Annotated in this window: 12 protein-coding genes; all 12 read left to right on the top strand. The window is 32.0% G+C overall.

Translation table 11 applies throughout. The annotated features are described in order from the left end of the window. Positions 1-143: 143 nt before the first annotated feature. The 12 genes from EXIG_RS13405 to EXIG_RS13350 all read left to right on the top strand — a co-directional run bounded on the left by EXIG_RS13405 (position 144) and on the right by EXIG_RS13350 (position 12799). On the top strand, positions 144-875 hold the full coding sequence (locus tag EXIG_RS13405) for a YveK family protein (RefSeq protein ID WP_012371502.1): 732 nt from the start codon (positions 144-146) through the stop codon (positions 873-875). Then, complete coding sequence (locus EXIG_RS13400) at positions 868-1563, top strand: CpsD/CapB family tyrosine-protein kinase (RefSeq protein ID WP_012371501.1); 696 nt, start codon at positions 868-870, stop codon at positions 1561-1563. The genes EXIG_RS13405 and EXIG_RS13400 overlap by 8 nt, the downstream gene beginning before the upstream one ends. 11 nt (positions 1564-1574) lie before the next feature. Continuing rightward, a complete protein-coding gene (locus EXIG_RS13395; protein ID WP_012371500.1) occupies positions 1575-2339 on the top strand; it encodes a tyrosine-protein phosphatase in 765 nt (254 codons plus the stop codon). A gap of 191 nt (positions 2340-2530) precedes the next feature. Then, positions 2531-3421 carry a UTP--glucose-1-phosphate uridylyltransferase GalU gene (gene galU / locus EXIG_RS13390; RefSeq protein WP_012371499.1) on the top strand — a complete coding sequence of 297 codons (891 nt, stop codon included), beginning with the start codon at positions 2531-2533 and terminating at the stop codon, positions 3419-3421. Positions 3422-3458: 37 nt separating this feature from the next. Continuing rightward, the gene (locus EXIG_RS13385; RefSeq protein ID WP_012371498.1) at positions 3459-5309 is read left to right on the top strand and encodes a polysaccharide biosynthesis protein; all 1851 of its coding nucleotides are present in this window, start codon (positions 3459-3461) and stop codon (positions 5307-5309) included. A 28-nt stretch (positions 5310-5337) separates the two neighbouring features. Further along, the gene (locus EXIG_RS13380) at positions 5338-5964 is read left to right on the top strand and encodes a sugar transferase (protein ID WP_012371497.1); all 627 of its coding nucleotides are present in this window, start codon (positions 5338-5340) and stop codon (positions 5962-5964) included. 7 nt (positions 5965-5971) lie between these two features. Then, entirely contained in the window at positions 5972-6829 is an 858-nt protein-coding gene (locus tag EXIG_RS13375; RefSeq protein WP_012371496.1) for an NAD-dependent epimerase/dehydratase family protein, read from the top strand. Next, entirely contained in the window at positions 6816-7997 is a 1182-nt protein-coding gene (locus EXIG_RS13370; RefSeq protein ID WP_012371495.1) for a CDP-glycerol glycerophosphotransferase family protein, read from the top strand. The genes EXIG_RS13375 and EXIG_RS13370 overlap by 14 nt, the downstream gene beginning before the upstream one ends. Continuing rightward, on the top strand, positions 7975-9084 hold the full coding sequence (locus tag EXIG_RS13365; RefSeq protein ID WP_012371494.1) for a glycosyltransferase family 4 protein: 1110 nt from the start codon (positions 7975-7977) through the stop codon (positions 9082-9084). The genes EXIG_RS13370 and EXIG_RS13365 overlap by 23 nt, the downstream gene beginning before the upstream one ends. A 2-nt stretch (positions 9085-9086) precedes the next feature. Next, entirely contained in the window at positions 9087-10214 is a 1128-nt protein-coding gene (locus EXIG_RS13360; RefSeq protein ID WP_012371493.1) for a glycosyltransferase family 1 protein, read from the top strand. Beyond that, on the top strand, positions 10211-11293 hold the full coding sequence (locus tag EXIG_RS13355) for a glycosyltransferase (RefSeq protein ID WP_012371492.1): 1083 nt from the start codon (positions 10211-10213) through the stop codon (positions 11291-11293). The genes EXIG_RS13360 and EXIG_RS13355 overlap by 4 nt, the downstream gene beginning before the upstream one ends. 15 nt (positions 11294-11308) lie before the next feature. After that, entirely contained in the window at positions 11309-12799 is a 1491-nt protein-coding gene (locus tag EXIG_RS13350) for a hypothetical protein (protein ID WP_012371491.1), read from the top strand. Positions 12800-12803: the final 4 nt, after the last annotated feature.

Genomic DNA, 12803 nt, shown 5'->3' with positions numbered 1-12803 from the left:
ATTCTTTATTATACGCAACAAATTTCAAAAAACGTATGTTATTTCCTGAAATTTAATCAACCATTTCCCAATTTTTTGTTATACTGAGCATTAGTTGATGAAAAAATCATCGCATTAGACAGATAAAGGAGAATAATCAAACCATGAATGAAACGATTAGTTTACAAGAATTATTTTCGACTTTGAGAAAGTCGCTTTGGCGGATTCTCGCATTGACAATCGTCGCAGCTCTCATCTCATTTGCTGTCAGTACGTTTTTAATCAAGCCGACTTATCAGGCCGGTACACAAATTCTCGTCACGCCGAAGAAACAGGAAAACGATGTGATTGATGCCTCGCAAGTTCAATCGTCTGTCACCCTTGTCAATACATATCGTGTAATCATTAAAAGTCCAGCTATCTTAGAAAAAGTACAAGCAGAAGTCAAAAACGCACCGGATAGTATTAGTGCTCTAAACAATATGATTACAGTAGAAAGTGAACAAAATTCTCAGGTCATCAATGTGTCTGTTCAAAATACAGATGCAGCACTTGCATCAAACGTTGCCAACTCGGTCGCTAAAGTCTTTAGTGATGATATTACTGATTTGATGAATGTCGATAACGTTAAAGTCTTATCGGTTTCTGGCATCCCAACAACACCAGTCAGTCCAAACATTTTACTGAATACAGCGATTGCTGCAGTCGTTGGTTTCTTACTTGGGGTTGGTCTTGCGTTCTTACGTGAAGTACTCGATCGTCGAATTCGGACAGAAGAGCAAGTCCATCAAATTTTGGACTTGCCGGTTTTAGGCAGTATTCCGGATATCGAAAGTAAAGTCTTTAACGCGTCAAAAAAAGCGTCAAAACGAGAGGCGGTTAAACAGTATGGCTAAGAAAAATAAAATGAATAAAGACGCACGGAATCTGATAACCGTCACGCAACCTAAATCACCGGTCGCAGAGCAATACCGTACGATTCGGACGAACATCGAATTCATGGCAGTTGATCGTGAAATTCAAGTCATTCTTGTGACATCAGCCACGCAGGGAGAGGGAAAATCAACGACCTCTTCAAACTTAGCCGTCGCTTATGCACAGCAAGGTAAAAAAGTCTTGATTATCGATACCGATATGCGTCGTCCAACAGTGCACTATACGTTCCGAGTTGCGAATGGTCTTGGTTTATCAAGTTTGTTGACGCGTCAAGCCGATCTTGGAAAAGCTATTTTACCGACGAAAGTCGATAACTTATCGATTTTAACGGCAGGACCGATTCCGCCAAACCCGGCTGAGTTGTTATCGTCTAAGGCGATGGAAACCTTAATTCTGAAATTGCGTGACGAATACGATATCATCGTATTAGATGCACCACCGCTTTTACAAGTAGCCGACAGCCGGATCACGTCGAAACTGACAGATGGTGTTGTTTTAGTCGTTGGCTGTACGACATCTGACCGCCAACGTGTGTTAAAAGCAAAAGAACAACTCGAACTCGCCGAAGCAAAAATTCTCGGTGTTGTCTTAAACCGTCGTGAACTGACAGATGATTCAGCATATCAATACTACTATTCCTATGAGTGAGGGATTTCAATATGGTTGATTTACATTGTCATATTTTACCACTTGTCGACGATGGTCCGGCCAGTGTCGAGCAAACATTACACTTAATAGAGCAGGCAGCTAATGAGGGGATCAACCAAATTATTGCGACACCGCATTTGTTTCATCCGCAATTCGAGACAACAGATGTTGATGTCCAATTAACAGTCGCTGAGTTAAATGTTCTGTTGAAGAAACGAAATATTCCAGTCACGATTTATCCGGGGCATGAAGTTCGAATTACAGGAGAATTGATTGAGGAAGTCAATACCGGTGTTGCCTTATCATTAGCAAACTCACGCTATATTCTCATCGAATTTCCCTCGACCGGAATTCCTTCATATGCACGACAGATATTTGCTGAATTGATTTCTGACGGCTACGTTCCAGTCATTGCCCATCCCGAGAAAAATAAAGCCATTATTCAAAATCCAACGTTACTGTTTGATTTGATATCAAATGGTGCCATTAGTCAAGTGACGTGTGCCAGTCTAATCGGCAAGTACGGTAAAGACGTGCAACGGTTTGCTGTAGCTTTACTCGAAAATGGTCTGGCTCATCTTGTTGCTTCGGATGCGCATCATTTAGAGAAACGTCCGTTCTATTGGATTGAGTGTCGTAAGTTCTTAGCCCAGGAACTTGAGAGTTGGTTATACGATGAAATTTATGAGAACAATGAAGCAGTGTTACTAAATCAATTGGTAGCCATTAATCCACCTAATCCAGTTGAAAAGAACTGGAAAGGCCAGTGGATTTAAGTTATTTATTTATTAAAAAGACAAAGAGAGTTATTTTGACTCTCTTTTTTCTATGTTAACGCTTACGTTATTAAAATATGGAAAACTTTATGGAATAAGTTCCATAGGATGTGTTATCGTAATTTACATAAAGAATGGCAAGTTAATTATATTATGGAAATCTGAAATTACAACAAGGAGTGATTTTTACGATGCGAGTAAAAAAAGCGGTTATTCCAGCAGCAGGATTAGGGACTAGATTTTTACCAGCTACAAAAGCAATGCCAAAAGAAATGTTACCAATTGTTGACAAACCTACGATTCAATATATCATCGAAGAAGCAATTGAATCGGGTATTGAAGATATTTTAATTATAACGGGTAAAGGGAAACGAGCAATTGAAGATCATTTCGATTCCGTTCCGGAACTAGAAGCCAACTTGATTGCGAAAAATAAATCTGAATTGTTACATCTTGTTGAAGCTACAACAAATATCAACATCCATTTCATTCGTCAATCAAAACCGAAAGGGCTCGGAGATGCAATTCTTCAAGCAAAAGCATTTATCGGTAACGAACCGTTTGTTGTTATGCTTGGAGACGATATTGTTCAAGCCGAAGTACCATGTACACGTCAGCTTATTGAACAGTATGAAATTACAAACAGCTCGATCATTGGTGTTCAACCAGTTGCGGACGAAGATACGCAACGTTACGGGATTGTTGATCCAAGTACAAGCATCTCAGAGAACTTACATAAGGTAAAATCATTTGTTGAAAAACCGGCGCCAGGTACAGCACCGTCCAACTTAGCGATTTTAGGCCGTTATCTATTAACACCGGAAATCTTTAAGTATTTAGAAACACAGGAAATTGGATCCGGCGGTGAGATTCAATTGACGGATGCGATTACAAGACTCAACGAAATGCAGCGCGTTTTTGCTTATGAATTTGATGGGAAACGTTATGATGTCGGTGAAAAACTTGGCTTTATTCAAACGACTCTAGAGTTTGCTCTTAAGCGTGAAGATCTTGGTGACGATGTCGCAAAAATGATGGAAGAGTTATTAAAAGCACGATCTGTTACGGCATCATTAGTGTGAAATTTAAATATAAATATGAAGAGAGGAAACTTCATAGATGAAACTTTATTATTATTATCGTACTCTGACGCTCGCCTGTATTGATGCGGCAGCATTAGTTATTGCTATGAGTTTTACGTACTTTTTCTTATATCCAAAAGAATTATTTAAATTAATTGATAGTCAACTATTACTTCAATCTGCAGGTGTCTTTGCACTATTATTCGTGACACTTGCTTTTTTGATGAAACTTTATCGAGTCAATTGGAAGTATGCAAGTGTTCAAGAAGCCATGACATTATCCTTATCTCTAGGCCTAAGTTCAATTGGATTGATGGTTTACCAAAATATTATTTTTAATGAAGTACTAGAGCGAATCACAATTCTTAGTTTTTGTATTGCTTTATTATTACTCGGTGCAATTCGTGTTGCTTTACGATTACTCGGTATTGGACAACATTTACGTAAATATGCGCTACCGAGAAGAATGGTCAAATCACGTAAACGGACACTTGTAATCGGAGCAGGGCGCGCTGGTCGTTCTTTAGTCCGACAGCTTTACGTATCTCCTTTTCATGAGTTAAAACCGGTAGCTTTTCTAGACGATGATCCAAAAAATATGCACTTTATGATTCAGGGAATTGAAGTTGTCGGAACGACTGAAGATTTAAAAGCAGTCATCGAAAAGCACCGAATTGAAGCGATTGTTTTAGCGATTCCTTCACTAACACAACAACGGCGGATTGAGCTGATTACAGAAGCCAAAACACTTTGTAAAAACGTTCAGACATTGCCGATGATTGAAGAATTAATTACCGGTAAAATTTCAGTCAGTGCAATCCGTGATGTGTCGATTGAGGATTTGCTTGGTCGTGAACCGGTTGAACTAGATATTTCCGGAATTAAATCGGAAATTGAGGGACGAACAGTCCTTGTAACCGGAGCCGGTGGGTCGATTGGATCAGAAATTTGCCGACAAATCATTCAATTTAATCCAACTACGCTTGTGTTACTTGGTCATGGTGAAAACAGTATTTACTTGATTGAACGTGAACTACGTGGACTTCAGTTTCCGATTAATTTGGTGTCGATTATTGCAGATGTCCAGGATCGCACTCGACTAGAAGAAGTATTTGCGACACATAAACCGCAAGTTGTGTTCCATGCAGCTGCACACAAGCATGTCCCTTTAATGGAAGCAAACCCATATGAATCGGTTAAAAACAATGTCTATGGAACAAAAAATGTCGCAGAAGTAGCTGATTTGTTTAACGTTGAACGCTTTGTGATGATTTCAACGGATAAGGCAGTAAATCCAACGAATGTCATGGGATCCACAAAACGCATCGCAGAGATGGTCATTCAAGATTTAGGACGTCGTAGTAAAACAAAATTTGCAGTTGTACGTTTTGGAAACGTGCTGGGAAGTCGTGGTTCTGTCATTCCACTCTTTAAGTCGCAGATTTTAGCTGGTGGACCAGTTACGGTGACCCATCCAGAAATGACACGTTTCTTTATGACAATTCCCGAAGCAAGTCGTTTGGTCATTCAAGCGGGGATTTTAGCTGATGGTGGAGAAGTGTTTGTCCTTGATATGGGAGAACCGGTTAAGATTGTTGACCTTGCGAAGAACATGATTGAACTGAGTGGATTTACGGAAGATGAAATGCCAATCGTATTCTCAGGGATTCGACCGGGAGAAAAGATGTATGAAGAACTGCTGAAAGACGGTGAAGTTGACCCGGAAGCGATCTATCCGAAAATCTTTGTTGGCAGAACACGCCAAAAAGAATCACTCGAGCACATCTTTGCACTCGTAAACCAACACAGAGAGTCACCATTACAATTACGCAATGTTTTACTTGATATTGCTAACGATGTCAGTACGCTTGAAAAGAATTTTATTTAATAGAAATTAACTCAAGGAGGAAAAACAAGTGAACTATCTAGTAATTAAACGTCCACTTGGCTTCGTAATAGCTTTAGTGGCCTGTCTTATACTAATTCCTGTCTTCATGTTGATTATGGCTACAATCAAGCTCGAATCTCGCGGGCCTATATTTTTCAAACAAAAACGAGTGGGATTAAATAAAAAGTATTTTAATATTTTAAAATTTAGAACGATGTACATCGAAACACCTAATGATACACCAACGCATTTGTTAGCAGATCCGGATGTTTACATTACACGCATCGGAAAGATTTTACGCAAAACCAGCCTAGATGAATTGCCTCAATTGTTTAATATCCTAAAAGGAGAAATGGCATTTGTAGGACCTCGTCCAGCACTTTGGAATCAATACGATTTGATTGATGAGCGAGACAAGTATAATGCCAATGATACACTACCGGGACTGACAGGTTGGGCGCAAATTAATGGACGTGATGAATTACCGATTGAAGTAAAAGCGAAACTTGATGGAGAATATATTCGTCGTATGGGGCTTTTAATGGATACGAGATGTTTTGTTGCAACCATTTTCAGTGTGCTTAGAAGTGATGGAGTTGTTGAAGGTGGGACTGGAACGATTACTAATAAAGAAGTAGCAAGTTCAAAGGAGTAATAGCTATATGAAAAAAAAAATAATAATAACCGGAAAAAATGGTTATATATCTGTGAAATTAAAAGAATGGTTAATAAAGAGTGGGGAATACGAAGTGAGCAGTATCTCATTAAGAAATGAGGATTGGATTAAAGATGATTTCACAAAAGTTTCTTGTTTAATTCATACAGCAGGTATAGTTCATCAGTCTTCTGAAAAAGGAAAATATTACGAAATTAATAGAGATTTGACAATAAAACTAGCTGAAAAGTGTAAAAAAGAAGGTGTTAAGCAGTTTATTTTTTTTAGTACAATGAGTGTTTTCGGGAAAAAATCTGGAGTAATCAACGAAAAAACCGTTCCTTATCCAGTAAATCATTATGGAAAATCAAAGTATGAAGCAGAAAACTATTTATCAGCTATGGATACTGATAATTTCAAGGTAATAATAATTAGACCACCCATGGTTTATGGACCAGACTGTCCAGGCAACTATAAAAAGTTGTCTTACATAGCTAAAAAAAGCCCTATTATTCCTATAATTAGAAATAATAGAAGTATGATTTTTATCGATAACTTAAATAATTTTATCGAAATATTGATTTCTAAAAACGAACAAGGTATTTTTCATCCACAAAATAATAGTTATGTATGTACCTCAGATTTAATGAAATATCTCAGAGTATCCGAGAAAAAAAGAAGTATACTATTAAATTTAAATCTTTTTAAAAAATTTATTACAATAATAAATTTCACTCAAAAAATTTTTGGTGATCTAGTATATGAGAAAAGTTTTTCTTCATATAGTTCTAATTATGAAGTTGTTTCATTTTACAAAAGTATTGATTTAAGTGAAGAGGTGAAGAATGTTGATGCAGAGAATTGAGTATATTTTAAAACATAATGTATATATTCAAAAAACATATAAAGTTTTAATGAGCTTGGTATTTAAAAGTATCGGCATATTTGTTAAAACCGAAAAAAATTTAGTTTTATTTAATGGTCATGGTTGGAAAATAAATGACAGTCCAAAAGCAATTTATGATCATATGATTAACGATAAAAAATTTAATGAATATAGGATGGTTTGGGCAGTCAAAAATCCTGAGGAATATTCTAATAAAAAAATTGAGATAATTAAAATGGATTCTTTAAAATATTTTATCACTGCACTAAAATCTAAATATTGGATAAGTTGTGTAAATATAGAGCGAGGACTAAATTTCAAAAAAAAATCTACGATATATCTAAATACTTGGCATGGGATACCTTTGAAAAAAATCGGAAATACAGTAAGTGGAAGAAATGATTTTGATTTTTCTAAAATAAATTACTTTTCTTATTCAAGTGAATATGAAGAAAAAATTTATCTGAATGCGTTTAATTTAGATAAACACAGTTTAATAAAAACTGGGCTGCCTAGAAATGATATTTTATTTAAAATACAATTGCATTCTAGCGTAAAAGAGAATACAAGAAAAAATTTAAACTTAGATAGCTCTAAAAAAATAATACTATATGCGCCTACATGGAGGGATAGCGACGATAAAGGGAAACAATATTCTCTAAAACCGCCTATCGATTTCAAAAAATGGGAAGAAGAGATTGGCGATGAATATATTGTTTTACTAAGAACTCATTCGTATACAAATAAATTATTAGGAGTAAATTTTAATAAATTTATAATAGATGTGTCTGACTATCCTAATATAAACGAACTGATGATTTTATCTGACATATTAATATCTGATTATTCTGCGACGATTTTTGACTATTCTATTTTAGAAAAACCGATTTTTTGTTTCGGTTACGATTACAAAGAGTATTTAGAAAGTAGAGGATTTTATATAAATTTAAATGAAGAGTTACCAAATGGAGTGATATCAGAGGAAATAAACTTACTTAGTCAAATTAAAAATATGAACGTTCAAATTCAATCAGAAAAGACTAAAGAGTTTAAGAATAAGTATATTGATTACAACCTCAATGCTACTTTAGAATGTGTGAACACAATTTTTGGAGGTAAAAAAGTTGAAAAAAACAATCTTAATTAACTCTGGGCGTACTAGTCCATTTTTAAATACTAGAAAAGACTTAATTAATAATATTGATAAAGAAAAATACAATGTTATAGTAACAGGATCTGAATACGGTTATGAAAAAGAATTAGAAAAGATGAATGTAAGATTTATAAAAACAAATGTTTTTAGAACTAGTTTAAATCCATTTAAAGACATATTATTATTGCTATCTTATTACAATATAATCAAAAAAAATAATGTTGATATTGTTCATAGTTATACTATCAAACCTAATATATTTGGTACTTTGGCAGCAAAATTAGCTGGGGTTTCAAACATATACCCTACATTAAATGGAATAGGTTACGTTTTTACAGAAAACACGTTCAAAGCTAGAAAATTGAGATACTTGATTAAATTTTTATATAAAAGAGTTTTTAAATCAAGTAAAAAAGTAATATTTCAAAATATTGATGATGCAAATGAATTTATTAATTTAAAAATAATTCCTAGTGAGAAAGCAATAGTAGTGAATGGATCTGGTATAAACTTGGAAAAATTTCCGTATAAAGAAAACTCTTTAGTACCTTCATTTATTTTAGTTACTAGATTGCTTAAATCTAAAGGCGTAATGGAATTTTTGAAAGCTGCAGAGATTATAAAACACAAATATCCTGAGATTAAATTTTCACTTGTAGGACCACTTGATCCAAATCCTAATGGAATAAAAATAAATGATATTAATAGTTATGTCGAGAAAGGTATAGTAGATTATTTAGGTAAACGAAATGATATTAGTAATGTTTTACATAAACATTCAGTATTCGTTCTTCCTTCTTTCTATAGAGAAGGTGTGCCTCATTCGATTTTAGAAGCAATGTCAAGTGGTAAAGTAATAATTACTACTGACTCGCCTGGATGTAGAGAAACCGTTATAGATGGAAAGAATGGGTTTTTAATTCCAGTCAAAGATGAGAATAAATTAGCAGAGAAAATGGAATGGTTGATTAACAATAATTCTATATTACCTAAAATGGGTTTAGAAAGTTATAAATATGCAAAAAATAAATTTGAAGTAAATACTGTCAACGAAAGTATATATAATACTATGGAGTTATAATAATGAATAATAAAGTTAGAGTTTTACACGTTCTTGGTAGTACGAATTTAGGTGGGGCACAATCTTTCGTAATGAATTTATATAGAAAAATTGATACTACAAAAATTCAATTTGATTTTGTGATTCATACAAATGATGCTTGTTTTTATGATCAAGAAATACTGTCACGTGGTGGAAAAATTTTTAGGTGTCCAAACTATAAAGGAAATAATCATTTTGAATATCTAAGTTGGTGGAAAAAATTCCTTCGTGATAATAGTGAGAATTACGAATTTTTACATAGTCATATTAGAAGTACAGCCTGGATATATATGATGTTATGTAGAAAATACAAATTAAATACTATAGCGCATAGCCATAGTATTTCATCAGGTAAGGGTTTTAAATCTTTTGTAAAAAATTCTATGCAGCTTCCTATTAGATATATATCAAATTATCAATTCGCATGTTCAGAAAAAGCCGGGACATGGTTATTTGGACGTAGTATTATTTATAAAAAAACCTTCAAAATAGTTAAAAATTCAATAGAATTAGAGAAATATTATTTTGACTATTCCAAGAGAACCCTCTTAAAAGAGGAAATGGATTTAAAAGGAAAAAAAATTATAGGTCATATTGGAAGAATGACAACTGCTAAAAATCATTTGAAAATATTAGGTGTATTCCAAGAATTTAAAAAGAATAATTCTAATACAATACTACTTTTAATTGGAGATGGTGAGTTAAAAGAAAAAATAGTAGAAGAAGCTAATAAAATGAATATTTTAAATGATATATATTTTTTAGGTGCAGTTCATAACGTTGAAGATTATTTACAAGTAATGGATGTGTTTTTATTTCCTTCGTTATGGGAAGGATTAGGTATTTCTTTAATCGAAGCACAAGCAGCTGGATTAGAATGTGTTATATCAGATAGCATTCCTGAAGATGTTATATTATCTGATTTAATAACAATTGTACCTTTAAAAGAAAGTCACAGTTATTGGGCTAAAATTATACAAAATAAAATTACAAATACATCACATAGACAGAGTGACATAAATAATATTGCTGAACAGGGATATGATATAAATCAACTTGTTAGTTGGTTTGAAGAATTTTATCGGCAGAAGAGGAGTAGTGTTCATTGAAAATACTTTATTGTGGAGTAGATCAATATTTAGGCGGAATTGAGGCATTTGTGTTAAACACTTACGGTGAGATTCATAGTGATGAGATTCAAATAGATTTTTTAAAAATTACTGATAAAATTTATTTTGAAGAAGTGTTTATAGAAAAAAACAGTAAAATTCACAAAATAACTTCTAGAAGAAAAAATCCATTGAAGTTTGTATTTGAGCTTTATAGATTACTTAAGAATGAGAATTATGATGTTATTCATCACCATCTAAATTCTTGTAGTAGTATAGAACCTATAATATTAGGTAGGTTGTTAGGGATTAAAACTATTGCACATAGTCACAATGAGTTTAAGGGAAACAAAAGACTGACAAATATTATGCATTATTTAAACTCGAAAATATTAACATTTTTTTCAAACGAAAATTTGGCTTGCTCAAAAATCGCGGGAATATCAATGTTTGGAAATGAAAAATTCGAATTAATTAAAAATGGTATTGATAGTAGTAAGTATATTTTTAATGACATAGTAAGAAAAAGTTATCGTTCTAAAATGGATTTAGAAAATAATTATGTAATCGGACATATCGGGAATTTTAAATATCAAAAAAATCATGATTTTTTAATAGATATTTTTAATGATGTAAATAAAAAAAATAAAAACTCTAAATTACTTTTAATAGGGGATGGAGAGTTAAAAAAAGATGTAATAGATAAAGTAAAAAATTATGGCCTAGGTGATAATGTTGTATTTACAGGTGTTAGAGAAGATGTTTCGAATTTATTACAAGCAATTGATATATTTGTTTTCCCTTCAAGATATGAGGGATTAGGTATTGTAGTTATTGAAGCGCAGGCAGCTGGCTTAAAAAGTATAGTATCTGAAAATATTCCTAAAGAAGCATTTATTTCTGATTTAGTGGAATCAATATCACTCTCTACCGAAAAAAAAATATGGGTCGAAAAAGTTTTAAAACATTCAAATAATTATCAAAGAAAAGATATGAGTCAAGAAATCCAAAAAAATGGATATGATAAAAGAAATTCGAGTAAACGTTTAAGGGAAATATATTTAAATATCCATAATTAATTTTTAGGAGGAAAAATGAAATTAAATATAAATTTAAATAAAAAAAATGATGAGAAAAGTAAATCTTTACTGCTTTCAAATATTTTGATTTTTATAAGTATAGCAGTATCACTATATATATTAATTGATAAGAGAAGACCTGTTCAATATGAATATTTGCCTTTGTTACCGTTGTTTTTTGGGACATTTAGCATCTTTTTTATAAACAATATAAAAAAGTATTTTAATAATACTACATTTACATTAGTGTACTTTTCTTATTCAATAAGATGCGTGATTTTACCTTTGATATTGTGCTTAAATGGCTATAATCTTCTTCTAGGAGAATATAAAACAATTGTTGATTATTCAATATTATATAAAAATATGAACTTTTCAATAATACTTTCCATATATGAATTAATGATTGTATTTTTAGTTATGAGAGTAATGTTTTTTTTAGAAAAATTCACCTCAAATCATATTGTTATTAAAGATAAAGTTAAGTTAGAAAATGTAAATAATATGTTTGGGAAAAAAGCAAAGTATTTTATCAGTATTTCAACTTTTATTATTTTACTAAGTGTATTGTTCTCACCACAATTATTAGATTATTTTTCGTTTTTTATAGAAACTTCTGAAATTCAAAACTATACAAAAAGAATAGAACTGTTAAATTTGAGAAATCAAGTTCCACCTTTAATTTATTGGACATTTGTAACTTTTGTAAGGATACTACAAGTTTTTTTACCTATAATACTTATTTATAAAATATATGTTAAGTATGAGGAAAAAAATCAATTATTAGGATTGATTTTTTCAATATTTGTAATAACAATCGTATTTACGATTATGACTCCAGAAAAAATAAACTCTGTTGTTCTTGCACTAATATTACTTATAATTACCTCTAACATGTATGAAAAATACAAAAAATATATATTTATTTTGCTGATTTTGTTAATATCCTTTTCTATACTTGGATTATTCTATAAATCTGGATTGTATAAAGATCAACCTGATGTAAATTCTCTCTTTTCTTCAACAGTAAATGCATACTTTAGTGGAATTATTAACATTTCCGCAGCAGTAAGTATGGTTAAACCAATCAATTTAAGTATTGTTGTATCAGATTTTATTAACTCAATACCTTTTATGTCGTATTTCTTCAAGAATTATGAAACAACACCTCAAGTGTACAATGAATTTATTAAGGGATCTTATACACAAGTAACTAAAATAATTCCAATGATTGGACAAGGAAATTTTTATTTTGGATTTATTTTTTCTCCAATTTTTTCATTAGTAAGCATATTATTAGCATTTTTTTACGAAAAAAAGGTTAAACAAACTAAAAATTTTATTGAAAAGTATATTTATCTATATGCTTGTATTTCATTTGCAATCTCACCCATTATGTATAATCTCAATATAGCTATTAGTAATTTCTTTTTCATATTGATATATACATATTTAATAAGTTCAAATGATAAATATCCTCAAAATATGAAAGAAAAAAGAGTGTGATCTT

This window comes from Exiguobacterium artemiae 255-15, from assembly GCF_000019905.1.
Lineage (GTDB): Bacteria > Bacillota > Bacilli > Exiguobacteriales > Exiguobacteriaceae > Exiguobacterium_A > Exiguobacterium_A artemiae.
The sequence above is the reverse complement of the archived record's forward strand: the minus strand, read 5'-3'. Positions and strand labels throughout refer to the sequence as shown.

Excerpts from the sequence above, each read along its gene's own strand:
- EXIG_RS13405 (WP_012371502.1), top strand. The coding sequence starts at position 144 with ATGAATGAAACGATTAGTTTACAAGAATTATTTTCGACTTTGAGAAAG.
- EXIG_RS13400 (WP_012371501.1), top strand. The coding sequence starts at position 868 with ATGGCTAAGAAAAATAAAATGAATAAAGACGCACGGAATCTGATAACC.
- EXIG_RS13395 (WP_012371500.1), top strand. The coding sequence starts at position 1,575 with ATGGTTGATTTACATTGTCATATTTTACCACTTGTCGACGATGGTCCG.
- galU (WP_012371499.1), top strand. The coding sequence starts at position 2,531 with ATGCGAGTAAAAAAAGCGGTTATTCCAGCAGCAGGATTAGGGACTAGA.
- EXIG_RS13385 (WP_012371498.1), top strand. The coding sequence starts at position 3,459 with ATGAAACTTTATTATTATTATCGTACTCTGACGCTCGCCTGTATTGAT.
- EXIG_RS13375 (WP_012371496.1), top strand. The coding sequence starts at position 5,972 with ATGAAAAAAAAAATAATAATAACCGGAAAAAATGGTTATATATCTGTG.
- EXIG_RS13370 (WP_012371495.1), top strand. The coding sequence starts at position 6,816 with ATGCAGAGAATTGAGTATATTTTAAAACATAATGTATATATTCAAAAA.
- EXIG_RS13360 (WP_012371493.1), top strand. The coding sequence starts at position 9,087 with ATGAATAATAAAGTTAGAGTTTTACACGTTCTTGGTAGTACGAATTTA.
- EXIG_RS13350 (WP_012371491.1), top strand. The coding sequence starts at position 11,309 with ATGAAATTAAATATAAATTTAAATAAAAAAAATGATGAGAAAAGTAAA.